Source organism: Nitrosomonas communis, assembly GCF_900114745.1.
Lineage (GTDB): Bacteria > Pseudomonadota > Gammaproteobacteria > Burkholderiales > Nitrosomonadaceae > Nitrosomonas > Nitrosomonas communis_A.
The window spans coordinates 90,974-116,355 of the sequence record NZ_FOUB01000002.1; the positions used below are offsets into that span (position 1 = coordinate 90,974).

Below are 25,382 nucleotides of genomic sequence, written 5' to 3' on the forward strand. Positions count from 1 at the left end.
TGCAATAAACTGGATGCAAGAGCATTTTTTTTATAAAGAGTGGTGGTAATTCCATTTCCAGGTCAAAAATGACGCGAAGGCGAGCCACAGACAGTATAAATAATACGGCAAGGTGAAGCCGACAAAGTCATTTTTGACCTGGAAATGGAATAAAACAATAACAGGAAAGGGAAGACAGTATTAAATAGGTAACACTTATGAAAGATGAAGTCTGTATTCACTTCTTGCAGTGGGTCCTACCGCAGATGCAGCTGCGGTGGCAAGGTTTTCGTCGGGTTAGAAAACAAGTATGTAAACGTATAGGTCAGCGTATTGACCAGTTAGGTCTTGTGGATGAATTGGCTTATCGTGATTATTTGCTTAATCATGTGTCTGAATGGCAAATCCTGGCCACCTTGTGTCATGTTACTATCTCGCGTTTTTATCGCGATAAAGTCGTTTTTAATCGACTTGAAGATGAATTAATACCCCGATTATGTGCTCAGCTGCAACTACGAGGTGAAAAATACTTATATTGCTGGTGTGCAGGTTGTGCCAGAGGTGAAGAGGCTTATAGCCTGGTGTTACTCTGGACTTTTGTTTTGCAAGATCGCTACCCAGAAATGGTAATTTCGATTACTGCAACAGATATTGAGCCACTCATGATTCAACAGGCACACAAAGCGTGCTATCCATTTAGTAGTTTGAAGAATTTAGCACCTGAATGGCGTCAAAAAGCGTTCAGACAAATCAATGATCGATATTGTCTGTCTCCCATTTATCAGCATCCAGTCACTTTCGCGGTAAGCGATGTAGAACAAGTTATAGCCATGCGATCTTATCATTTGGTGCTATGCCGCAACCTGGTGTTTACCTATTTTAGCTTGGAAAGACAAGTGCAATTTCTACATAAATTACAAACACGACTATTAGAAGGAAGTGTATTAGTGCTGGGTGCGCATGAGCGTTTGCCTGAAGGGGTAAGCGGGTGGAACCAGTGGCAGCCACGATTGCCGATCTATGTGCGTGAATAGAGAATCCTCATATTTTCAGTTTAAAGATAAGCATTACCAATCAGCCATTTATCGGCTGGATGCCGTATTTCTTATTGGTATAGAGGATGGTTCTGATAATTGTCGCCATATTGACGAGGCTAACGACCAGTATCAATGTGTAATTGCAAAATCTTCAGTATATGTTCGCGATCGATCCAACCAACAATTTTCCCCTCATCTAACACAGGCACTTGGTTGATGCCATTCTCATTCATGATTTGTAATACCTCAAGGATGCTGTTAGTAGGTTGTGCGATATTAAGACGTTTGAGCGGAGTCATAATCTCGCGTACTGGCGTGTTGGACCATTGCTCACGTGGACACTTAACCACATCACTTAGTGATATTAGGCCGATAGTCTGGTTATCTTTAATCACTAGGCACGCACGGTGGCCGGTTAACAACATTTTTTCATCTATCCAAGATAGTATGCTCATGTCTGCAGCTATCATCGGTACTTCTTTTTGTATGACATCACCAACAGATACATGGCCAGCCAGGTGTTCCCTGAAATAAGCACGCTTGCTGTCCTCTGCCACGGCAAGCAAGAACCAGCTTATCCCCATTAACCATAGACCATTGACCAGCATGGCTGGCTGCAAGGCGATCAGCATTCCTGTAATCATTAAACCATAGGCGACTATCTTGCCACTCATTACAGCCCATTGCATTCCTTTAACAGCATTTCCAGTCATTTTCCATATTAGGGCACGGAAAATACGACCACCATCCATTGGAAAACCAGGTATTAGATTAAAGATTGCTACAACGAGGTTAATGGTTGTTAACCACTCGAGTACTGCCGTGGCGGTTTCGCTATAGGGCATTAGCCAAAGCTTAAGCAAATAGAAGAGACCCGCGAGAGCAAAGCTTACCAAAGGACCTGCAATCGCAATGAAGAATTCAGTTGCGGCAGTATCTGCATCCTTCCCAATTTGTGCCACACCCCCAAAAATAAAGAGTGTAATGGCACGCACCTTGATCCCACGAGCGATTGCAACTAGACTGTGGCCCAACTCATGCAGGATGATGCTGACAAAAAATAGCAGTGTGGCCAGCAAAGCGGTCAGAAATGTGTCATGACTGCTCCACTCTGGATGGGCATTTCTAAATACAACGAAAAGTGAGCTGACTAGCAAAAAGAAGACGATAAGCCACGTATAGTGCACTCCGATACGTATACCAAAAACAGTGCCGAGACGAAAAGAAGATTCCAGCATCCCATTCTCCTTCGATGAAATGGTAACAGACACACTATACTCCTTAAATCCTTCCACAGAGAATCAGTGCAAACCAATTAGATGTATTGATAGCCTGCAAAATCAGGTATGGCGTTTAACAGCAATTCGGATAAAATCACGGCTATTACATTGACCTGACTTTTAATTACCATGGGTAAATAAACATGGGTGAATAATTCGCTGTACTTATGCAGCCATGGTTGACAACCAATTAGATCGTGGAGTATGGGAAAAAATCAATGCATGGAGCAATCTGCTCAGTAGGTGGTAAAGGGGCATAGCTTTTGAAATATTGCAAATAAGCAGGATGGGGAAAAAGCTCAGGTTATTTGATGATCATGCAAGGGACGGATGATATCCATCATTTAAGTTTGCCACTTGTATGTGATTTGTTCAGCAGCAATTGAAGACTGATGGGATATCAAGTTCGGTCCTATGATTTACGTTGTTCCTAAATCCTAGTCTGTTTTGAGACATTGCGATTGCGGTGTAGGTGACGACCATGGATAAGTTAATTTATAGGCTATTCATTAGCAGCGTGTTTCATTTTGGCTATTGACAGGGCAGGCTGATGGGTGGGTTCATCGATACATAACTTCATTGATTGATAAATTTATTTGCATTATTGCAGAAAGGATAGGTTCCATGTTTGCTGTGAAAGGTGCAAGGAGAGAAGGATTTTTTGCCCTTGCTGTATGGTTGTTACTCTCCCTGGTAAGCCAGGTACAGGCGAATCCTCGCCATGCCTCCATCGTGATCGATGTGGATACGGCTCAAGTGCTGCACGAGTCACATGCTGATGCCAGTCGTTACCCAGCTTCTCTAACCAAGATGATGACGCTCTACATGTTATTCGAGGCGATGGAGAAAAGGAAGATGAGTCTTGATACTTCCATGCGAGTATCGACTCATGCAGCAGCCATGCCACCGACCAATATCAGGTTGCGATCGGGTGATACCCTTAGCGTGCGTGATGCGATTCCAGCGTTGATCGTACGCTCCGCCAACGATGTGGCAGCGGTAGTAGCCGAGGCGTTGGGTGGTACTGAAGCTAATTTTGGCCGCATGATGACGGAGAAAGCACGCAAACTTGGCATGCACTCCACCATCTTCCGCAATGCCTCCGGTCTGCCGCACAGTGAGCAGCGAACTACGGCCCGGGATATGGCAATCTTATCTACGCGGTTGATGAAGGATTTCCCTCAGTACTACCATTATTTTTCGACCCAATCGTTTCGTTACAAAGGTATGATCTATAATAGTCACAACCGTATGGTACGTAACATACCCGGTGTAGACGGCCTGAAAACTGGCTTTATCCGGGCTTCTGGCTTCAATGTGGCTACTTCTGCCAAGCGAGGTAATCGACGAGTGGTTGGGGTGGTAATGGGAGGACAAAGTGCCGCCTCGCGCGATCAGCATATGGCCCAGTTGCTGGATCGCAGCTTTACGCAATCAGTTATGACCAAGTCAGTCCGTAATGTCAGCAATATGGATGCAGCGCCAGCCGTAGCCATGAAAGTCAGTATGTCGGTTCCTGTCTCCAAACCTGCTTCCTCGTCGCAAAGAACGCTCGAGCCGGCCATGATGCAACGACCTACTCAGGCAAAAGCCACTGTTGCGTCCCAGAGGGCTGCCGGGGTGGATAGCAACAACAGCTGGGGAATTCAAATCGGTTCCTATCAACTGTATGACCGAGCCCAGGCCCAGGCGCAAGCTGTTACCCGCTGGGTAGCAGGTGAAGTGGTGGTCACTGAGGTTGAGGTCCGCAATCGCAAGCTCTATCGAGCCCAGTTGGTTGGTTTGCAGAGAAACGAAGCACATACTGCCTGCCAGAGTCTGGTCCGGCAGGGAATAGGATGCCTCGTGGTACGATCTTAATTTAGCGGCATGACTGTACTCGTTAACAAAAAGCACAGTTTAATTTTCTTGCCTACTTTGACGCCAGAGAGCGTTGTTCTTGCTAGTGGTGGCATCAAGCTAGGTAGCTGCTAAATAATAGTTGATAAGTCTTCATGCAAAAAATAAGGATGGGGTGCAAGGAAAACGGGAGCATAAAAGATGAAACCTGGAAATCGCAGTTGACGACTTAATGGGAGAGTTAAGCTCATGACATATGAGGCATTTTCGAATTTTTCTCATCGTCGCGCAGACGCTAACGATTGCCCAGTTTCTACTGACGCAGCTAAGCTAGGGTTGGTATTGCTAGGATAATTCATCCTGCTTGTTACTACTCCTAATGGGCTGCAAAGCAGCCGGCATGACAACACATGAGCAGACAGCATGTATCTCATCATAAACCTGCTGTAGCTTGTCAGCATAGCGCTGGGAAAAATGAAAGGGCACCAGTCTGGCAACTTCAGCAGCTGTTGCGATTTCGCCACAAGCGCGTGTAGTTAAATGACCAGTCTGCGTGGCTTGGTTGGCATCTGCTTCCATAAAACAAGCTTCGCAGAAAAGGGTATGGGCGTATCGAGCTAAAGCCTGTAGACGCAGGCGATTATCTACGGTATCAGCAAAATCGGTGGCATAAACTAATTTCTTACCTGGCTTGATCAGGACCAGGTCAGTTGCAATAACAGTCACACTGGTCATCGTCCCGTCAGGCAGAGTAATGATTGCTTTGTCATTTTCAGCCAGCAGGTGTTTTTTCACCTGGGCCAACCAAGGCCCTGGCTTCAGGTTATGTGCTTGCAGGTAATCTTTGCGGATATTGATTTCCTTCGTCGGTTCAAAGGCGTAGGCCAGCACTGGTGTATGATGATCTAGCAGTTGTGCTCGAATACGGAAATCCGGATCTTGCAGGATCACGCCTGCTTCCAACTTGATCTCGTCTAATTGCACACATGCTTGCTGGCCTGCTTGAAGGCGAAAGCGCAATAAACGGTCGGTATGCACTTCAGCTACCTCAAAGCGGGGTGCGCGCCCACCGATCCGATCCCATAGAATACCCTGCAGGAAACCTTTGATGTGTTGAGCCAATCCTGGCGGCCCATACAGGTGGCAAGGCGGAAACTCTCCAATGCGTGAGCGCAATAACATTATGAAGCCACCAATATGGTCGATATGAGTATGACTGATAAAAACATCCGTTACCTGATGGGCAATGCGTGCTGGCAGACGTACACCCTCTCCCAAATCGAACAGCAGACTTCGCCTTTGCTGCCGCAAGCGTATGTGTAATAGTGGATCGCCAAGAATCCCATTGACCAGACAGAAATCGATTTGCCCGACTCGCCCCATCACTTGCATCCCACTATTTTGCAGGGCTAAGCCGCTCATATTGGAGGCTGGTAGGTATGTTAGCGGTTCTGACGCAAACGGTACCGCTGTTTCCACTAGACCGCTGAGCGAACGCTGCGTATCTCGGACCAATACACAATCGAAAGCATGCGGTAGGTATGGCAACCTGACAGTTAATTGCTTTCCGTGCAAATGCTTCACTTCAGCTATGACCTGTGTCTGATTGCGTTTCAATAGTGCGACCTGTCTTCCAGCCCAGGCGCTGGATTCACCTAAAGGAGGTGGGGTACCGATAATATTTACTTGCGTAAGATCGACCGTTTGTTCAATACCCTGCTTAAGGTAGTTATTCCATAGCTTTGTACGCTGGTGAGCGCGACTACGTTTTCCGGGCCGCCTGGCCTCCACGCTGGTTTGGACTATGAAGAGCTGGTTCGTTAAGCTACGCAGTTCATCTAGCAGCGCCGGAGGTCGATCAGGCGCAGTAAGCATGAGCACAGCATCGACAGCTACCACCTCAAACATACCTTGTAACAATTCGCTGCCAGCAACGCCACGGGTTACGCCAGGGGCATCAATTAACAGTACGTCGTAATCAAACAATGGTATAAGGTGTCGTATCGCTAAAACCAGCGGCAGGCGGAAACGACCGGCATTGAGACTGCAGATAGCTTCATAACTGCAAATCTGCCAATCATCCGATTGCCATCTAGCGAGAGAAACAGCGCCTGGAAAACCAAAGGCGGGTGAACCAGGATCGGCACAGATACAATAACAGCTTCGACCAGCCTTGTTGAGTTCGTGCGCCAACTGCGATGCCAATGTCGATTTGCCGACTCCAGGTGGGCCATGCAACAATATGCGCCGATTGTGCGTTAATACGGTGGTAGCGATATCAGCCGCACGATACGCTAAAACAGGCAAGTGGTGTTTAGTATCGTTATACATGCATTTCCCCTCCCTCCGTACAAAAAGCTTGATGACTTTTGATCTTGATTTGATCACAAAAGTTTTTTAACTGAGGCAGTTTCCAATCATTTCCAAAGGTAGAAAAAGCTAAGTTGGATTTTGTTAAACACAGCATTACGTCGCTTCAAGGTTGATGATGCGCAGTATCATGAGTAATATTGCTTATCTGCTAAAGCTGAGTGGGTAGTTATTTGTTCTCAAAGCTCTCGTCCTAGACTTTAGCTGAAACGACCCAGTAGGTGGACAAAGAGAAAGCTGCAGCAGCTAGCCATTGAGGTGGTAATTCCATTTTTAGGTCAAAAATGACACGTAGGCGAGCCGCAGACAGTATAAATTAATACGGCAAGGCGAAGCCGACAAAGTCATTTTTGATCTGGAAATGGAATAAAAAAAGTAAAGCGGTGAAGGGATATAAATTTACTCTAACCCAATAATGGGAGATGTAATTTATGACTAAGCGTGAATTCTTCGGCGTAACGATTGAGTGTGTTCAGGGAAATATTGCAGCTCAAGCTGATATGGATGCCATTGTTAACGCGGCTAACGCCATGTTGCGAATGGGCGGGGGTGTGGCAGGCGCGATTCATCGGGGAGCAGGCCCTGGCCTCGAAGAGGAATGCCGCAAGCTCGCACCTATTCAGCCTGGCCAGACGGTCATAACCGGAGCACATAATCTGCCAAATCGTTATGTTATTCATTGTCTTGGGCCGGTCTACGGTAAAGATGAGCCTTCTGATCAGTTGCTCTCCTCTTGTTATCGTAATGCGTTGCAATTGGCCGAGAACAATCGCATCAGATCCATTGCTTTTCCGGCAATCTCGACGGGCTTTTTTGGCTATCCCTTGGAATTAGCTACCAGGATCGCCTTTCAGACAATTTTCGATATACTTCCCAGCCTTTTGATTGTTAAACATATTCGCTTTGTTTTGTTAAGTGATGCTGATCGGCAGTTATACGAGCAAATTCTTGACGAGTTCGAAAAAACATGATTAGGTATAAAAACATCAGTGCTAATGGTGCGATTTAGAATTTATGAATTCAGAGTGAACAGGTAAAAATAACGCAGTGTAGAGATACATTTATGCCAATTGCGATTTGCAACTACACGCATACTGGTCATTTTCTAAAAACTATTCACCCGAGATAACGAACTGTATCAAAATATCAAAGTATTACTGGATTGAAATGAGAGACAATTTTTCTGGAGAAGTTTAAACCTAAAATTGCGGCTTATGAACCGTTAATTCATTCTATTTTTAGAAGATTGTCATTTTTTTTATCCCTTGGTGGGAATTCCATTTTTAAGGAGGACAGATATGAAAAAAATGCTATCAACTATTACAACGTACTTCATTACGTTCCTTGTTATTGGGACATGTTTTGCAGAAAACAATCAAGATGTGGCCGAGGGGCGCGACGTTTGGTTCAAGAGCACTTTCGGTGGTGAGCATTTTTTCAGTATTATTTTGCCTAACCCGCCTTTCAGTCTCCGCCTTGGTTTTGATCAAATGTTAACCACGCCACGAGATAGCCGTTTTGACGAGTATGGGGTTATCAATGACCCAGATTGTACTCCAGGCGATGCATCGACCAGTTACTTTGATAAATGTGCTGATCCTGAGTCTGCCGGTATCATTGGCGTACGCAAATTTCCCAATCCTTCCGGAGGGGCTCCACTCATTGGTATTACTTGTGCTGCTTGTCACGCGGGGTTTGATCCTGTGCGTCCTCCTGCAAACCCGAACCGTCCACAGCAGGAAAATATTCACCCCACTGTGGGCAATCAGTTTCTACAGATCGGGAAGATCTTCAAGGGCCACCTTTCACCGCACGATCCTCGCTACCAGATTTTCTCCAGCTGGGCGCCAGGCACCGTAGACACCACCTTATTAGAAAACGATCACATCAATAATCCTGGCATGATTACGCCGATCTGGTCCGTACCGGACCGTCCATTTTTCGATGTGACTATGAATGGCGAGCCTGTTCGTGCTCATCGCGGCGGGCAGGGAGGAGAGGATGATATCGGTTGTGAGCAGGCAACAATTCGTGTTTATTTCAACATAGGCATGTGTGCGGCAGAGTGCATGGTTGGGCATCTTGCCAATGGTCCTGGAGGAAGTCAGACACCCATCGATCTTGCTGAGTGTAGACAGGTATGTCCTGAGCTGCTGAAGGCAGAAGAGTCGGTAGGGAAACTCTGCGCCTTCCTGCAAACGCCTCGTCCTCCAAGTCTGGTGAATACTCAGGAGGGTGCTAACTTTATCGACTGGAAGGTCGTTGGCATAGGCAAGAAAGTCTTCTCGCGCGCGTGTGCATCCTGCCACTCAGATGGAGACCGTTCTATCAAGCACAACGTGCTCTCCGATGATTTGATTCACCCATTCTCGGAAATTGGTACGAACAGTTGCCGCGCCCGTACGACCAACTGGATGGCTGGACATATCTGGGCCGCTTTTTCCTCGGGCCAATACAAGGAGCGGCCTACTGGCGGACCAGGTTTCTACCGCGACATGCCCCTGGTTGGCATCTAGGCAACAGCCCCGTTCTTCCACAATAATCGATTGGGCCGTCACCCTGGTGATCCGTCAGTCGCCAGCCTTATCGCAGCTTATCAGGACGCGATGGATCTGTTGTTAAACCCTGACAAACGGGACGAACCCGGGTCGATCCAGCGGACTAGCGACTTAGTGCAATTGCCAACTCCATCCGGTGTTGTGACGCTTCCTGTCGGGACACCTATCGCCCAGTTCGCCAGTATCGATCCCAACAGTGGTGTTAATCTCTGCCCGGATTTCATTGAAAACCAAGGGCACTATTTTGAAGTAGAGCTTTCCAGCGAAGAGAAGTATGCTCTGACGGAGTTCTTAAAGACACGTTGACATGGCGAAGCATTGCTTATAACGAGTAAATGGGTTCAGGGCTGCATTGCAGCCCTGCCTGATACAAAAGGCAGGGTCAAAATGGTCAGCGTGATACCTTACGATCTTTATGAGACCACAGGGCAGTTCTCTGCAACCAAGGCACAACGCTGCATTTGTGCTTGTAGTGACATAGAATATACCTCGTAATGGCCTTATTCCATTTCTAAATCTAACATGACGCGAAGGCGAGCCGCAGACAGTATAAATAATACGGCAAGGTGAAGCCGACAAAGTCAGTTTTGATTTAGAAATGGAATTACCATTCTGCAGAATGAGAAAATTTCGAAGATACTTCCATAATCAAGCGGTCAATTGTGGTTGTAGGATTATTCATAAATATTAAAAACAAGATCAATATACTTATTGTGGGAGAAAAATGGGGGTTAACTCCATAATGGCGGATATCTCATCGATACGGTTGGTCATTCACGGTGGCGCTGGTGCTATCAAGCGTTGCAAATTGACAGCAGAACTCGAGCATGCTTACACACAGGCGCTCGCTCAATCCTTGATGGCGGGCTATGCAGTACTTGCAGCAGGCGGCAGCAGCATTGATGCTGTGATTGCGGCAATTGTAGTGATGGAAGATTCGTCCTTGTTTAATGCTGGCAAAGGCTCGGTGTTCAGCCATACTGGCCGCAACGAACTGGAGGCATCAATTATGGAGGGTTCCACACTCATGGCTGGGGCCGTTGCTGCGGTCACAACCATCCGCAATCCGATCCTCGCTGCTCATGCCGTGATGACGAAAAGCACGCATGTGATGCTGATGGGCGAGGGTGCTGAAACCTTCGCTGCTGAACAGGGGCTTGCGATCGTAGATCCGTCTTACTTTTATACGCAATACCGCTGGGATCAGTTGCAAAAAGCGATGGCCAAAGAACGTGTGCTGCGCGATCACGATGCTGGTCCGGCTACACCGTTGCCAGGTGAGAATGAAAAGCGCGGCACGGTGGGTGCCGTGGCGCTGGATAGTCACGGCAATCTCGCTGCTGGCACATCAACGGGCGGACTCACGAACAAGCGCTTCGGACGCGTGGGAGATTCGCCGATCATAGGCGCCGGCACTTATGCCGACAATCGCTCGGTTGCGGTATCTGCCACCGGCACGGGGGAAATGTTCATCCGAGCTGCAGCTGCGTTCAATACGGCAGCACAGGTGCGCTTGCAGCATAAACCGATTGCCGAAGCGGCCAATAATGTGCTAGCAGAAATTGCCGCCATTGGCGGTGACGGTGGCTTGATTGTATTGGATGCAAAAGGCAATTATGCCATGTGCTTCAATACCACAGGAATGTACCGTGGCGTCATCAGTAATGATGGTATCGCTCAGGTGGGCATTTTCTCGGAAGCTGAAACGTCTGCCTCGGAAAAGTAGTTATGTAGAGGTGAATTTCTTTGATTCTGCCTCATCAGGTTTAGAATTTTGCTCCCTTTCTTTTCTCACCTTCCACTTAATGGTTACATAGGTACCTAAATATGCGCCTAGAAAGGCAGCAGATATATAGATTTTGTTCTCGACATAATTAGTGACGGTAAATGCTGTGACCAGAATAATCATGGCTGACCAGAATGCAGCAGGGTGTGCTCTTCTTTCTTCTACATCAATGAAATAGAGTGTCCAGCACACATCTGCAAGCGCCATTGCGATCATGATTAATAAAAAAGTGACAATTGAAAATTCCATACAATCACCCTTAAAAAATAACTCTACATCGAATCAAACAACTGCAATTCCATTTCTAAATCAAATCTGACTTTGTCGACTTTTCCTTGCCATATTATTTATATTATCTATGGCTTACCTTCGCGTCATGATTGACTTGGAAATGGAATAAGCGGTTGTGCGTTGTTTTGAAAATTACGATAGTAAAAACAGTATATTGCGTACAGAATGCGCCTATTATGATAATAGTATCGTGCAGCATGGCTGCACGCAATGCCAAAACTTTAGTATTCTTCCTCGCGTTGCTATTCAAATTCGATATTTCGCTCTGAGGGCTAATATCTCATGCGGTGCTATCCAATTAAGATGAATAACCTTCTACATACTTAGCCAAGCATAGCCTCGCTGCCAGTGATTGATCGGTGTTGCTGATTTTGGATAGGTAGTATTTGCAAACCCGATGACCTTTCCTTGATAACGTGTCGGACCACAAATTGACAAATGCCCATTGTTTTCTCTGATTTGCAGGCTTCCTCCGATCGAATTTGTGATGATCGGCAGCGTTATCCCAAAGACCTTAGCCGCTACGTAAGCACTTGCTGCGCTTCCTGTTCCGCAACTTTTGGTGATATCCTCGACACCCATCTCATAGGTGCGTACCGAAATGCCTTCCTGGTCGCGCCAGATGAAATCAACGTTAACGCCTTCAGGGTATCCGACGAGTTCACATAGAGATTGTTCTTCCCGTAAGGATTTACCCCATACTCTTGCGGTTTCCACATCAAGCTCAGAACCAATCACTACCACATGCGGGACACCGGTAAAGACGAAATGAAGCTGATGATTGACCTGCCGGTAGTTTCGTGCTTCACCTAGATTGGCTTCGACAAGGTCATCGTGGACAAGCACTTCTTTCTTTCCGTCGCCGGTGATGATAGAAAACATATCGCTGGAAATATAGGTGTCACGCAAAAAACGTGTCGCGCATCGCAAGCCATTGCCACACATGGTCTCTTCAGTACCATCACAATCAAAAATCCTCATTGTCGGGAGCCCTTGCTGCCGATCCAGATAAATAACACCATCAGTCTCATGCTGCATTGCCAATGCGGTTGAAATCTGTGAGCGATCAAACCCGGCCAGAGGCGTTCTCATCTCATCAATTATCAAGAAAGAATTGCCACACCCATCCATTTTTGTTGCTTTGATTCTCATAGATCTATTTCCTTTATGAGCTGATTAATAAGTGTTGTGTGCAATTACAAAAGATGTAAATATCCCTGTGTTTAATACGGTTTAAACCCCATCCGTCTTGTAAGGTGTACTTGAGCAACACCTGAGATAAATTCATCTTGAACCATGCCGGCCAGGACAAAGCCATTTTTAAGATAGAATCGCAAGCTTTCATTTGCATCGGCATCAGTAATGACATTGAGGATTCTTCCTCCTTGCTTCTCAATCTCAGCAAAGATGCCATCTAGCATCAGAGAGCCATATCCTTTGCCACGATGATGCTTGTCAACTGCAATGGTCAGCAGGTGATAGGTATCAACTGTCTTTTTAACAATTACATAGCCGACAGGATTGCCATTGTCCATTGCGCACAGCCCAAAGCATTTGCCAGAGGAGATGTCTTCCAGTTCATCATGAATTGCAGATTGGTACATAGGACCAATATCCTGCAGGGCAATCTTCTCAAGGCCGGGATAGAATTCTTTCGTAATAGGTATAATCATGATTCGCTTATTTGTTTACAGTTTACCTAGAAGGGTATACTGCCGATCCCGATGGGTAATCGTGCCAGCTTTGGTTGCTTGTTCCATGGCGGAGCCCGCTAATTCCTCAAGCAATTGGGTCTTTCCTTTGAATCGTTCCGAATACATTGGGGATAGTCGTTGTACGGCTGTATTGACGATCAGTGCAACCATATCATTGTGTGCAATGTTCGCGTGACGGCACATATTGGTGAGATCAGCTTCTGTGGGATGTATACCAGGAATTGTATTGGCTTCAAGGAAATAGAGCTGATCATCACGTACGCGAAAATCCATGCGGTTATAGTCGCGCACTTCGAGAGCCTCGTGCGCTGCAATGGCGATCTTCGCGAAGCTTTTTGCTTTTTCAGTCCAGGTAAGATGTGAAATATAGGGATTCTCGATGTCTTTTACGTGGGGATCGCGTACCTGCGGCTGCCCGGGAATCTTTGCGAAGTCGATTTCCAAGATTGGGAGCACATAGTTTCCGATAAGGCCCACTGTATACTCGTTTTCGGGCAGGAATTCTTCGACGAGCGCGGGTTGATTGAATTGTGTGTAGATCGCTTCGACGGCATCATTGAGTTCTAACAAATTGTGCACTTTGCTTTTTTGGCTGATACCAATGCTGGTCCCTTCGCTATAGGGTTTTACCATCAAAGGGAAAGACAAATCTTTAAGTTGCTCTCCTGGTGCCATGAGCCGAAATCGTGCAGTCGGCACGCCGTCATACGCGACGATCCTTTTTGCCGTTGCTTTATCCATCTTGTTGATGAATGTTTTTGGGCTGCTGCCTGTATAAGGAATGCTTAGATGTTCACAGAAAAAGGGGACAATAGCTTCACGCAATTCCTTCTCATCGAGACCTTCTGCGTTATTGAAGACTAAATCGATATGATTTTTGCGCTTTTCGAGTTGATGATAGATATCAGAACCAACATCAATCAATTCCACATTCGCACCAAGGCGCTCTAGCGCTGCTATTACAGCTTCGATGGTAGCCGGGCTTTCAAATTCGCCATAACGTTCGTCTTCCATCTCCGGCTTTCTTACATTACAAGTATAAGCAATATTGATTTTATTCATATTGAAGAGAAACGTTTAGTAAACAACACTCTTTTTATTAAAAGTTAACATCATTCAGGTGCAGTTCAGCAGTTCATCAGTTTGGCAGCATTCCTCCTAAGTTTTAGTCGCTCTACCCCTCCGTATTGATTGGTGTGAGAGGACGTATCATGAAGGCAATATTTTTTATACTTCCCTTTTCAGCAAGCCATTAACAGTTTGCTCACATCTATTTTTGTTTATTAACGCAGCAAGAACGCGTTCCGTTGACATACAGATAAAGTTTCGGATGCTTCTTTAATAAAACTATATGAATGGCGCATCTAATGATTGATAGAAATAGTTTGAGAGAGGAAAATTGGGATCGGAGGCTGAGGAATCCCTATTTTTGTAAAGGTGACTCATGAGCGTTCATAGTGCAGGCATCATTTTGTACCGCTTTATTGAAAGTAAGCTTCAAGTCATGCTTGTTCATCTTGGTGGGCCTTTCTGGGCAAAAAAGGACGATGGGGCATGGTCAATCCCAAAAGGAATATACGAAAAAGATGAAGATCCGCTTGCTGCAGCCAAACGAGAATTTCGAGAAGAAACAGGACGCGAAGTAGACGGAATGTTTATTGACCTTGGGGAAGTAAAGCAGCCTAGTCGGAAAATAGTGCATGCGTGGGCTTTAAAGCATGATTTTGACACTTCAAAGATCGTAAGTAACCTGTTTCGCCTTGAATGGCCACCCAAGAGCGGCAGCATTCAACAGTTTCCTGAAGCCGATAGAGCGCAATGGTTTGAAGTACAGGAAGCCAGGGAGAAAATCTTGAGAGGACAGCGAACATTTCTTGAAAGATTGATAGTGCAGCTTGGTTACACACCGGAGAATGCAGGAGCGTCGCATTATTTTGAGTAATAAGATATTGAGATCAAGTAAAACAAACTACTTTCTAAATTTTTAGCCATTAACTATCAAGGTGCTATGATTAACTAGCTAGCAGCGAGTGAGATCGTTAAAGAAATTGAAGGTGAAGCTGCCATCCTATCAGCTCAGCATTGTCATAATCGTAGCTATTCTTGTATCGTTTCTCGGGGGGTGTGCTACTAAACTGATGCTTTATCCTGAGATGGCACGGAGAATAGAAGCTCGTTATTTGCCATCCTCATTATCAAACCAACATCGGGTGAAAAAGGTAAGGGTTAGAAACGATTCAGGGTATGAATTACATGGGCTTTTGTTCGAAGCTGAAGGCGATTCAGGTACAGTTATGGTTTCGGGTGGAAACGCGATGCCAAGAAGCCATACCTTAGAATATTACCGATTTCTGCTTGGTCATGGTTTCCGAGTATTGGTATTCAGTTTCCAGGGATATGACGAAAATCAAGGCCGCTCTGATCTCAATTCACTTGTTGGAGATGCCGCAGCCTACTATGCTTATTTAAAGTCTGAATATCCTGGCGAAGAAGTTGCCTACATGGGTCATTCCATCAGTAGCGCCGTGGCATTGTGCTTACCACTCAGGGTGGCTGCACTATCCGCAATTGTTGTAGAAGGTTCGCTCGATCCAAAGTCTATCGCGTATACTAAGCTAAAGCAACTTTGGTACCTGTTTCCGTTGTATCCAATTCTTTTACCCACTGCGGTAGTTGTGAGCATTACCGTACCTGACAAACTTGATGTGGCGGAATGTGTGACTGCATATAGTAATATCCCCATTACTTTTGTGCACCACCCTGATGATGTCGTTACTCCCTTCGAACAAGCGTTTGATCTTTTCAGTACCTATCAAGGCAATAAACAGTTTCTTATTCCACGATACTCGATGCCACCTCAATACCATACTAGCCTGCTGAACGATGTGACAATCCAAAACGAGATCGTTCGGTTCTTGCAAGATCATTTATCAACGCGGCCACGATCCAATTAAAAAGTTCACTTCTGACTATCCTGCTGCAGGCAGAAGACATCAATCGTTGTTAAGGATCAATTGAACTGAACTAGAGATGGTCAACAATTTTGAACCATTTTTTTCAGAATTTATTTTTTTCGCGGAAGTTGTTTTTTGTTCTTCGATCTCATGATCGGTCGCTCAAAAATATCTTTTCTCCCACTAATCTGATTTCCGGATACTCACCATGTAATACAAGTATATTTTCATCAGCAAGCTGTAAATGTAATCGGCCATATCGCTTCTGCGGCAGTGGAAGAGGGATCGGCTCATAATATTTTCCGTCCAGCTCCAAATACCCCTCGACCACAGTATTAGGCAATATGGGTATAGGTACCTCAAGCTGGGCATGCTCCATCAGCATTATCACTTCCTGGCTCCAGGCGACATCCGGCTTATGCTCCAAATACATGCAGGTATAGGAAAAATGTAGCTCCGCTTTTTCATCCTGGAAGTGAAGATTACTTACGCGAGAATCAAAAAGCTCCCAGACTCTACCCATAACGGCCACATAATTTTGTGCATAAAAAATTAAACTTCTTCTTTTCTATAACGAATTTATAAAGCGTACCACGATTCCCCGCTTCGCAGGTAAGACAGTCCTGTTTTAGCTCAAATCGCGCAAGCGACTCACTATGTTCATGATAAAGTTTTTGTCTTATTACCAAGGTATTTCGCTGCCATCATAGCGTAAGAAACGACCACTGTTTGCCAGGGTAAAAGCATCGACTAGGGTTCGCATACCCTCGACGCTTTCTCGGGGCGATAGCAGTCCATCTGGACCGCCCATCCGCGTTCGGACCCAACCAGGATGCAGCAATAATACTCCGATCTGCTGCGGTCTTAGTTCTAATGAGAACCCTTTCATGGTGGCATTCAATGCTGCTTTACTGGAACGATAGTAATAACTACCGGAACTTTCGATCTCGGCAATGGAGCCCATGTGGCTACTGATAGCAACGATTAAACGTTTTTGGCTATGCCGCAAATGATCAAGGAACGCGCGGCTCACGCGCAATGCGCTCATCGTATTAACGCAGAAAGTGTGGGACCAGGCTTCATAGTCAATGGCTTGCTCTGGCTGAATATATTTCTCGAAATAGACCCCCGCATTGTTGATCAAGAGATCGATAGGGTGATCCGCAAGCTCTCTTGCCAAGGCGCCAATTTGATCGGAATCGGTCACATCCAGTCGATGTATGGTTAAGGCACTGTGCTCGATTTTCAGTTGCTGCAGTTCTTCCGCTTGTGCAGGAAACCGGCAAGTGGCGAAAATACGCCAACCTGTCGCCGCATATTGACGGCACCACTCCAAGCCGAGTCCGCGGTTACTACCGGTAATTAGAACGTTTGACATAATAGGGATGACTTTCTGCAATTAAAGTAAAGTGCATCAAACAATTCCTTCTGGAGCGTTCCAATAGCGTTTCCGCTCGGTATATCTGTAAGCGCGTATAATCATAATAACTTTTCCGATCTTTTTGAGATTGTCAGGCTCGACGATATCGAAAATATTAAAGTTTGCTAATATGGCATAGCTTTCCTTTAACACCAGCTTGGTGCGTTGTGTCATGGTTTACCATTTCATACCTTCGAAACAATGACAATCCTATTCCAGGATATCTTGTTTCATCGAGATCGACATGTGATTCACATTGCACGCCATAAGTGTTTTTGGCATCGAGTAATACTAAATTAGATATTCGAGAGGAAGTGAAGTTTCCTAATCGTGCTATGCAGGTTGAAGAATTAAGCAGATCATAGGGTCATGCTTCACATTTGACATTCTCTTTCTTTTCCGCTGATTTTATGTGCAGCTCACCAGCGCACGGCTCACACCAAAATGCTACTTAAGTAACATATAGTAATTATTGCCAGATCAAATATGTTTTAGTAATTAAATTTCTTTCGATCCGAATATATGAAATATTCATATTCTATTGTTTTTTTTATTTGATTATAAAATATAAAAAAGCCCGCATATTTCTTGCGGGCTTTCTTGCACATATGTTAAATCAATTAATGCAAATTGAATATTTCCATATGGGTAGTAATTTCGCTAGCAGACACACCAACTAGCGTAATCGATGATTCGCCATCCGTGAATTCAAAGGTGAAGCTGTTATTGGTCTGGGAAACATGAGTAAAGGAAAGGTTCATATCTGCACCAGCAATAATATCACCGAGCTGGAAGGGTAGATGGCCATTGTCAATCTGAATAATGTGATCACCGAGATCACCGAGACCACCGAGATTGATAATGTCATTACCATGACCGCCAACTAGAGAATCGCTACCATAGCTGCTATTTTCATACTGATGCGAAGCGGGAACTTCATAATTTTCCACATCGAGATTTAAATATTGAGAATGCTCTGAGCTTTCTGAATATTCTAAGTGTTCTGAATTTCCTGAGTATTCTAAATACTCAAAATTTTCCGAATGATTAAAATGTTCTAAATGTGCATCAACTGCATGAGCATGATCTGGAGTACGATCCCTTAAAAGCTGATCTAATATTTCTTGAAGATTTAGAGCGTTTTGTTCATTATTCCCATGCCCATGTCCATGTCCATGTCCATGACCGTGACCGTGTCCACCACCTAATGAATCATGTGCCATTATTTAAAAACTCCTTCAATTGAATGGATAAATACGCATGAATGTTATTAATTAAAGCGATGCAGGTGGTATATGATATTTACCTAAAGCTACTTGAAAATCATCATTAACTCGACCTGTCAGTTCAGCAAGTTTGCTTAGAACTGGAGTGATATTGCTGAAACGACTCCTTCGCACTTAATTACATTCAATCATTCAGCGCTCTTCAGAATTTCATTGCATAAAACAGACGGTAACTTCTTTACTCGTTTAATTTTTGCAATTAAATCTGCTTTAGTTATCGGCACTTGGTGAAAAAACTTAATTGATTTTGCGGCTGCAGTGATTCATGAAAGTTATGCAAGCGGCCTCATCGCTTGGAAAATAAGAACAGTAAGACAGAGGCTTAAAAAACTTGAATCTGTTTAATATTCTGCTGGAGAGGAAAAATTGGATCTATTTTATTTTGTGAGAAGGTGGAGACTAAGTCATATACTTGATTAAGAATTTCATATATGCAGCTGCAAAATGGATATTCATTTGACATCATATTTTGCGAAGTATAAAAAATGGTCAACTAATAATTCCATTTCCAAATCGAAAACGACGCGAAGGCGAGCCGCAGACAGTATAAATAATACGGCAAGGTGAAGCCGACAAAGGCAGTTTTCATTTAGAAATGGAATGAGATCTTCGATAGAATCATCCTGGATAAAGTTGCCACTTCATTTCGTCGAATCAGTAAATTACCGGGCACGAAATAGATAAAAAATCACTATAAAATCAAAATCACGCGATAGTCATTCACATTAATGCGAGTAGGGCCAGTGATGAGCAGGTCATTGAGTTGTTCAAAAAAATTATAGGCATCGTTGTTATTTAGCAGGGCATTGGGATTGAGACCAAGTTGATAAGCACGAATGAGCGAGTCGGGAGTGAGGATGGCTCCGGCGTTTTGTTCTGTGCCGTCGATGCCATCGGTGTCACAGGCGAGCGCATAGACTTGTTTCAGTCTATCCAAGGCAATGGCGAGCGATAGTAAAAATTCGGTATTACGTCCACCTCGGCCATGGCCTTTGACCGTCACAGTGGTTTCTCCACCCGAGATTAATGCTACGGGTGGTTTAAACGGATTATCGTAATGACAGATTTCTTTTGCCACGGCCGCATATACTTTGGCCACTTCCCTGGCTTCTCCGGTGACGGTATCGCCCAGCATCAGCGGCGTGATGTTGTGCGTGCGAAAGAAACACTCGGCGGCTGCGAGTGATTGGTGCCCCGTGGCAATGACGCAATTTTTTACATTTCTAAAAATGGGATCACCCGGTTTTGGAGTTTCTGCTTCGCCATGCTGACTTTTATCCTGCAGAATATTCATGACATGAGGAGAAACGTGGACCGCATATTGCTTGATAACGGCGAGCGCGTCGGCATAAGTGGTGGGATCAGGCGCACAAGGGCCTGAGGCAATATGAGTCGGTTCGTCTCCAGTGACATCAGAAATAATCAAGCAATGGATCGGCGCACGGCAAGCGGCAGCCAGTCTGCCACCAAGAACGGCGCATAGATGCTTGCGCACTGTATTGATTTCCTGGATCGATGCACCGCAAAGCAGCAGTTGTCGAGTGATATCCTTAAGTTCACCCATTGAGACTCCTGTAATCGGCAACGATAACAAGCTGGAGCCACCACCACTGAACAAACCAAGCAGCAGATCGTTGGCGTTGAGTGCCTGCACGCTTGCCAGAATCGCCTGTGTGGCCAGTTCACCATGCTGGTCAGGTAACGGATGACCCGCTTCGATGACTTCTATTTTCCGGGTGGGCAGGCCGTGACCATAGCGTGTGATGACAATGCCTTCTAAATTCGCTTCTACGGGCCAATGTGCCTCTACTGCTTGCGCCATGGCTGCGGCAGCCTTGCCTGCCCCCACCACCAAAGTCTTTCCTTTGGGCGGACTCGGCAAATGAGCAGGGACGATTTTTAGCGGGTCAGCTGCATCTAGTGCTGCCTGGAAACTGTTAAGCAACAGTTCGCGTGGGCTCAAGCGCTGACCTCTGTGCTTTTCTTTTTACTCGCTGCAACAAGCATGGGTTTCAAATATTCTCCGGTGACGCTTCCCGGATTTTGCGCGATATTTTCCGGTGTACCTTCGGCAATGATCTGGCCGCCGCCATGGCCACCTTCTGGCCCAAGATCGATGATCCAATCGGCTGTCTTAATCACATCGAGGTTATGCTCAATCACGACAACGGTATTGCCATGGTCACGCAACCGGTGCAGCACCTTTAGCAAGAGATCAATATCCTGGAAATGAAGGCCGGTAGTAGGCTCATCGAGGATATAAAGCGTGCGGCCGGTATCACGCTTGGACAGTTCCAGCGACAGTTTTACACGCTGCGCTTCCCCGCCGGAAAGCGTAGTAGCCGATTGTCCGAGTGTGATATAGCCCAATCCTACATCAAGTAAGGTTTGCAGTTTACGCGCGACCACCGGTACGGACTCAAAGAATGCAAAAGCATTTTCCACGGTCATTTGCAGGATCTCGTAGATGTTTTTGCCTTTGTATTGGATCTCCAGTGTTTCACGGTTATAACGCTTACCATGACACACGTCGCAGGCGACATAGATATCTGGCAAGAAATGCATTTCTACCTTGATGACACCATCTCCCTGACAGGCTTCGCAACGTCCTCCTTTGACGTTGAACGAAAAACGCCCAGGATTATAGCCACGCTCACGTGCCTGCGGGACACCGGCAAATAGTTCACGAATCGGCGTAAACAAGCCAGTATAGGTAGCTGGATTAGAGCGTGGGGTGCGGCCAATCGGTGTCTGGTCCATATTGATCACCTTATCAAAAAAGGCCATGCCTTCAAGCTCTTGATAAGGCGCTGGCTCCGTGCTGCTGCCATAGAGATGGCGCGCCACAGCGCAATATAGCGTGTCATTGATCAGCGTGGATTTGCCTGAACCCGACACACCGGTAATACAGACCAGCAAGCCAACAGGCAGGTTGAGATCGGCATTCTTTAGATTGTTGCCAGATGCGCCGGTGATTCTCAGCATACGTTCAGGATTGGGGGAAGTGCGCGTTGGCGGCACCTCGATAGCTAATTTGCCAGAAAGATAGCGACCAGTCAGCGAGGATGCATTTTGCTGAATGTCTGCTGGGGTGCCTTGCGCAATGACGTCGCCACCATGTTCACCAGCGCCAGGTCCCATATCGATCACATGATCGGCCAGCTGAATGGCATCCTGATCATGTTCTACCACGATCACGCTATTGCCGAGATTGCGCAGATGCTGCAATGTTTCTAGCAAGCGGCCATTGTCGCGCTGATGCAGCCCAATCGAAGGTTCATCCAGCACATACATCACGCCTGTTAGACCAGAGCCAATTTGACTCGCCAGGCGGATACGTTGGGATTCTCCGCCCGATAGGGTGTCAGCAGAGCGATCGAGCGACAGATAATCGAGTCCGACATTGTTGAGAAATTGCAGGCGGCTGGCGATTTCCTGTATGATTCGTTCCGCAATTGCCTGTTTGTGTCCTGCCAGCGTTAGCTGATCGAAAAACAACTTGGCTTGCTTGAGCGGCCAGGCGCTGATTTCATAGATAGCTTTTCCATTGACCTGCACATGTCGTGCTTCACGGCACAAGCGCGTGCCTTCGCAATCCGGGCAAGTGCGCGAGTTGATGAATTTTGCCAATTCCTCGCGCACGGTTTGTGAATCGGTTTCCTTATAGCGGCGCGTCAGACTGGGAATGACGCCCTCAAAAGCATGTGTTTGCTGAGAAGGTCGACCACTTTCATTGAGGTAGGAGAATTTAATTTTTTCCTTGCCGGAACCATGCAGAATGATGTGCTGGATTTTTTCGTCCAATTGCTGGAAGGGCGTTTCCAGATCAAAATCATAATGCCTGGCCAGTGCCATCAGCATCTGGAAATAAAACTGGTTACGCCGATCCCAATGTTTGATTGCGCCGGAAGCAAGCGACAAATGCGGGAAGGCAACGATCCGCTCAGGATCAAAGAAGGTAATCTGCCCCAGCCCATCACATTTGGGACAGGCGCCGACCGGGTTATTGAAGGAGAACAAGCGGGGTTCCAGCTCTGATAAGGCATAGTTGCATACTGGGCAACTGAATTTGGCAGAAAACAGATGCTCCTTGCCGCTTTCCATTTCTACGGCCAAGGCGCGGCCATCAGCATGGCGCAAGGCGGTCTCAAACGATTCTGCCAATCGCTGCTTGGCATCAGGTGAGATCTTCAACCGGTCAATGACTACTTCGATGGTATGCTTCTTGTTTTTTTCCAGTTTTGGCAGATTGTCGATTTCATACGTTTCTCCATCGAGCCGCACGCGCACAAATCCTTGCGCACGCAGTTCGTCGAATAGATCGAGTTGCTCTCCTTTGCGTCCGACTACGCTCGGCGCCAGTATCATCAGTTTGGTGCCTTCCGGCAATAGCAGTGCCTGGTCCACCATTTGCGAGACACTCTGGGCGGACAGGGTAATGCCGTGCTCCGGGCACTGTGGCTCGCCCACGCGCGCAAATAGCAAGCGTAAGTAATCATGGATTTCGGTGACGGTTCCGACCGTTGAGCGTGGATTATGTGAAGTGGCTTTCTGTTCGATGGCAATGGCAGGGGATAGTCCCTCGATCAGGTCGACATCGGGTTTTTCCATCAGTTGCAGAAACTGCCGGGCATAGGCGGATAGCGATTCGACATAGCGGCGCTGTCCTTCCGCATACAGTGTGTCAAATGCGAGCGAAGATTTACCTGAACCAGATAAGCCGGTAATCACCACGAGTTTATTGCGTGGGATGTCGATATTGATATTTTTGAGATTATGGGTGCGTGCCCCGCGAATTTTAATCAGTTCCATCAGCTACCTAAGTATGGGTCAACCTGCTAATATACCTAATTTTCCAGTTTTCTCACAATCTGATTCATGTCTGCATTATCAACTTCCGAAAAAATGTCTCCGGTAGAAATGCGCGCCTCCATCGGCCTGGCCGGTGTTTATGGATTGCGCATGTTTGGATTATTCATTATTTTGCCCGTTTTTGCGCTATTTGCAGAACATCTTCCCGGTGGTGATAACTTCACGCTGGTGGGGATCGCACTGGGTGCTTACGGACTGACCCAGGCGATCTTGCAAATCCCGTTTGGCTGGATGTCTGACCGCATCGGACGTAAGCCTGTTATTTATATGGGGCTAGTGCTATTCGCCATCGGCAGTTTAATGGCCGCTACTGCCGTGGACATTTATTGGGTCATTGCCGGTCGCATCATTCAAGGTGCAGGCGCTATTTCTGCGGCAGTTATGGCGCTTGCCGCTGATCTGACTCGCGAAGAGCACCGTACCAAAGCCATGGCCATGATCGGTATGACTATTGGTGCTACCTTTGCACTTTCACTGATGCTTGCGCCTTTGCTGAACCAATGGATCGGCGTACCGGGTATTTTCATCATGACAGGTATTTTGGCGATCGCGGCGATTGTTGTTGTTAACAAAATGGTCCCTGATCCTATCATCAGCCGTTTTCATTCCGATACGGAAGTATCCACCGGACGCTTTGCCGATGTTCTGCATGATCCGCAATTACTGCGCCTGAACTATGGTATTTTTGCGTTACATGCAGTATTGATGGCGCTTTGGCTGGTTGTGCCACTATCACTACGTGATGCGGGGTTGGCGGCGGAGCAACATTGGCAGATTTATCTGCCGGTACTGATTTTATCGGTTGTACTGATGGTTCCTGCTATTATCTATGGAGAAAAGAAAGCCAAACTCAAACCCATCTTCGTTGCCGCAGTCGTTCTGCTACTGGCAGGGCAGATCTTACTGGCGCTCATGCATCAATCCTTATGGGGAACCGCAGTGGCGCTACTGGTGTTTTTTACTGCCTTTAACCTGCTGGAAGCCAGCTTGCCTTCGCTCATTTCAAAGATCGCACCAGTTGGCGCCAAAGGAACTGCCATTGGAGTCTACAGCAGTACCCAGTTTCTGGGTGCATTTGTTGGCGCAAGCGTAGGTGGTTATTTTTATCAGCATTACGGCATATATGCGATTGCTGCCTTCTGCGCATTGTTGCTGATTACCTGGTTGTATCTGGCAGCTACCATGAAAGCACCTGCAGCAGTGCGCTCCAAAATGTATCATGTTGAACAGATGGATGCGGCTCAAGCCAGTGGACTGTCGCATGAACTGGCAGCATTGCCCGGCGTTTATGAAGCGCTGGTATTGGCCAATGAGCAGGTCGCCTATCTAAAAGTCGACCTCAAAGGGTTTGATGAAGAAAAAGTTGTCCAATTATTAAAGGGGAGTGCATAAATGGCATCAATTAATAAAGTTATCTTAATTGGAAACCTGGGACGGGATCCGGAAGTACGATATATGCCAAGCGGTGACGCCATGGCCAATTTGAATATTGCCACCACCGATACCTGGAAAGATAAAGGTGGAGACAAGCAAGAGCGAACCGAATGGCATCGTGTGGTGATGTTTGGCAAACAAGCTGAGATTGCGGGTGAATATCTCAAAAAGGGCTCTCAGGTTTATATCGAAGGTCGCTTGCAGACACGTAAATGGACGGATAAATCTAATATTGAGCGATATACCACTGAGATCGTCGCTGATCGTATGCAAATGTTGGGTGGTCGCGCAGCAGGTGCCAGCTTCGAATCTGCTGACAGAGAAGGTGAATACAATAACAGTGCGAGCTACGCTAATAAACCTGCCAACTATAATAAGACAGGTAGCGGTTTTGACGACCTGGAAGACGATATTCCGTTTTAGAATACACCAAAAGTATTTTAGTAACCCAAAAACCCAGAGTGTTTCTTATCTGGGTTTTTTTATTGTTGACATTTTATAGAGATAAGTCATTACCCCTCTAATTCCATTTCCAAATCAAAAATGACGCGAAGGCGAACC

The 25,382-nt window shown here is 46.2% G+C and carries 22 protein-coding genes; 10 read left to right on the plus strand and 12 right to left on the minus strand.

The window, feature by feature from the left end; genetic code table 11:
• Nucleotides 1-197: 197 nt before the first annotated feature.
• Nucleotides 198-1,013 (plus strand): CheR family methyltransferase, encoded by an 816-nt coding sequence (locus tag BM122_RS01410; protein ID WP_074902989.1) that lies wholly within the window; start codon nt 198-200, stop codon nt 1,011-1,013.
• Between the two features lie 119 nt (nt 1,014-1,132).
• Here the strand turns inward: BM122_RS01410 and BM122_RS01415 are convergent, their stop codons facing one another.
• On the minus strand, nt 1,133-2,287 hold the full coding sequence (locus BM122_RS01415; protein ID WP_143083266.1) for a site-2 protease family protein: 1,155 nt from the start codon (nt 2,285-2,287) through the stop codon (nt 1,133-1,135).
• Between the two features lie 633 nt (nt 2,288-2,920).
• Here BM122_RS01415 and BM122_RS01420 point away from each other — a divergent pair.
• Nucleotides 2,921-4,156, plus strand: a complete 1,236-nt coding sequence (locus BM122_RS01420) for a D-alanyl-D-alanine carboxypeptidase family protein (RefSeq protein WP_074902993.1) — start codon at nt 2,921-2,923, stop codon at nt 4,154-4,156.
• A 324-nt stretch (nt 4,157-4,480) separates the two neighbouring features.
• On the opposite strand, the gene BM122_RS01425 is transcribed toward BM122_RS01420, so the two are convergent.
• On the minus strand, nt 4,481-6,466 hold the full coding sequence (locus BM122_RS01425; RefSeq protein WP_074902995.1) for an nSTAND3 domain-containing NTPase: 1,986 nt from the start codon (nt 6,464-6,466) through the stop codon (nt 4,481-4,483).
• 470 nt (nt 6,467-6,936) lie between these two features.
• Here BM122_RS01425 and BM122_RS01430 point away from each other — a divergent pair, with 470 nt between their 5' ends.
• From BM122_RS01430 to BM122_RS01440, 4 genes are all read left to right on the plus strand, one after another.
• Nucleotides 6,937-7,476 (plus strand): macro domain-containing protein, encoded by a 540-nt coding sequence (locus BM122_RS01430; protein WP_074902997.1) that lies wholly within the window; start codon nt 6,937-6,939, stop codon nt 7,474-7,476.
• A gap of 336 nt (nt 7,477-7,812) precedes the next feature.
• Nucleotides 7,813-9,021: a cytochrome C gene (locus tag BM122_RS01435; protein WP_218151953.1), complete on the plus strand. Its 1,209-nt coding sequence runs from the start codon at nt 7,813-7,815 to the stop codon at nt 9,019-9,021.
• A gap of 90 nt (nt 9,022-9,111) precedes the next feature.
• Entirely contained in the window at nt 9,112-9,369 is a 258-nt protein-coding gene (locus tag BM122_RS23910) for a hypothetical protein (RefSeq protein ID WP_218151954.1), read from the plus strand.
• A gap of 418 nt (nt 9,370-9,787) precedes the next feature.
• Nucleotides 9,788-10,789 (plus strand): isoaspartyl peptidase/L-asparaginase family protein, encoded by a 1,002-nt coding sequence (locus BM122_RS01440; protein WP_074902999.1) that lies wholly within the window; start codon nt 9,788-9,790, stop codon nt 10,787-10,789.
• Here BM122_RS01440 and BM122_RS01445 read toward each other — a convergent pair whose 3' ends face one another.
• The 4 genes from BM122_RS01445 to BM122_RS01460 form a co-directional block, all read right to left on the minus strand.
• Nucleotides 10,790-11,098 carry a hypothetical protein gene (locus BM122_RS01445; protein ID WP_074903001.1) on the minus strand — a complete coding sequence of 103 codons (309 nt, stop codon included), beginning with the start codon at nt 11,096-11,098 and terminating at the stop codon, nt 10,790-10,792. It lies immediately after the preceding gene.
• 357 nt (nt 11,099-11,455) lie between these two features.
• Entirely contained in the window at nt 11,456-12,292 is an 837-nt protein-coding gene (gene dapF / locus BM122_RS01450; RefSeq protein ID WP_074903003.1) for a diaminopimelate epimerase, read from the minus strand.
• A 71-nt stretch (nt 12,293-12,363) separates the two neighbouring features.
• On the minus strand, nt 12,364-12,813 hold the full coding sequence (locus BM122_RS01455) for a GNAT family N-acetyltransferase (RefSeq protein ID WP_074903005.1): 450 nt from the start codon (nt 12,811-12,813) through the stop codon (nt 12,364-12,366).
• A 15-nt stretch (nt 12,814-12,828) separates the two neighbouring features.
• A complete protein-coding gene (locus tag BM122_RS01460) occupies nt 12,829-13,869 on the minus strand; it encodes a D-alanine--D-alanine ligase family protein (RefSeq protein WP_177198013.1) in 1,041 nt (346 codons plus the stop codon).
• Nucleotides 13,870-14,299: 430 nt separating this feature from the next.
• Here BM122_RS01460 and BM122_RS01465 point away from each other — a divergent pair, with 430 nt between their 5' ends.
• On the plus strand, nt 14,300-14,797 hold the full coding sequence (locus BM122_RS01465) for an NUDIX hydrolase (protein WP_074903009.1): 498 nt from the start codon (nt 14,300-14,302) through the stop codon (nt 14,795-14,797).
• Between the two features lie 112 nt (nt 14,798-14,909).
• Nucleotides 14,910-15,809: an alpha/beta hydrolase gene (locus tag BM122_RS01470; RefSeq protein WP_074903011.1), complete on the plus strand. Its 900-nt coding sequence runs from the start codon at nt 14,910-14,912 to the stop codon at nt 15,807-15,809.
• Nucleotides 15,810-15,957: 148 nt separating this feature from the next.
• Here BM122_RS01470 and BM122_RS01475 read toward each other — a convergent pair whose 3' ends face one another.
• The 6 genes from BM122_RS01475 to uvrA form a co-directional block, all read right to left on the minus strand.
• Nucleotides 15,958-16,332, minus strand: coding sequence for a hypothetical protein (locus BM122_RS01475; RefSeq protein WP_074903013.1), 375 nt, complete (start codon nt 16,330-16,332; stop codon nt 15,958-15,960).
• 159 nt (nt 16,333-16,491) lie between these two features.
• Nucleotides 16,492-17,187: an SDR family oxidoreductase gene (locus BM122_RS01480; RefSeq protein ID WP_074903015.1), complete on the minus strand. Its 696-nt coding sequence runs from the start codon at nt 17,185-17,187 to the stop codon at nt 16,492-16,494.
• 36 nt (nt 17,188-17,223) lie between these two features.
• Complete coding sequence (locus tag BM122_RS01485; RefSeq protein ID WP_074903017.1) at nt 17,224-17,403, minus strand: hypothetical protein; 180 nt, start codon at nt 17,401-17,403, stop codon at nt 17,224-17,226.
• A 446-nt stretch (nt 17,404-17,849) separates the two neighbouring features.
• Nucleotides 17,850-18,452 carry a hypothetical protein gene (locus BM122_RS23050; RefSeq protein ID WP_074903019.1) on the minus strand — a complete coding sequence of 201 codons (603 nt, stop codon included), beginning with the start codon at nt 18,450-18,452 and terminating at the stop codon, nt 17,850-17,852.
• Between the two features lie 754 nt (nt 18,453-19,206).
• Nucleotides 19,207-20,478: a glycerate kinase type-2 family protein gene (locus BM122_RS01495; protein WP_074903021.1), complete on the minus strand. Its 1,272-nt coding sequence runs from the start codon at nt 20,476-20,478 to the stop codon at nt 19,207-19,209.
• Nucleotides 20,475-23,327, minus strand: a complete 2,853-nt coding sequence (uvrA, locus tag BM122_RS01500) for an excinuclease ABC subunit UvrA (RefSeq protein WP_074903023.1) — start codon at nt 23,325-23,327, stop codon at nt 20,475-20,477. Before uvrA ends, BM122_RS01495 begins: the two co-directional genes overlap by 4 nt.
• A gap of 93 nt (nt 23,328-23,420) precedes the next feature.
• Between uvrA and BM122_RS01505 the strand changes: the two genes are divergently transcribed.
• Both BM122_RS01505 and ssb read left to right on the plus strand, forming a co-directional pair.
• Nucleotides 23,421-24,779, plus strand: coding sequence for an MFS transporter (locus BM122_RS01505; protein ID WP_074903025.1), 1,359 nt, complete (start codon nt 23,421-23,423; stop codon nt 24,777-24,779).
• Nucleotides 24,780-25,244, plus strand: coding sequence for a single-stranded DNA-binding protein (gene ssb, locus BM122_RS01510; RefSeq protein WP_074903026.1), 465 nt, complete (start codon nt 24,780-24,782; stop codon nt 25,242-25,244).
• Nucleotides 25,245-25,382: the final 138 nt, after the last annotated feature.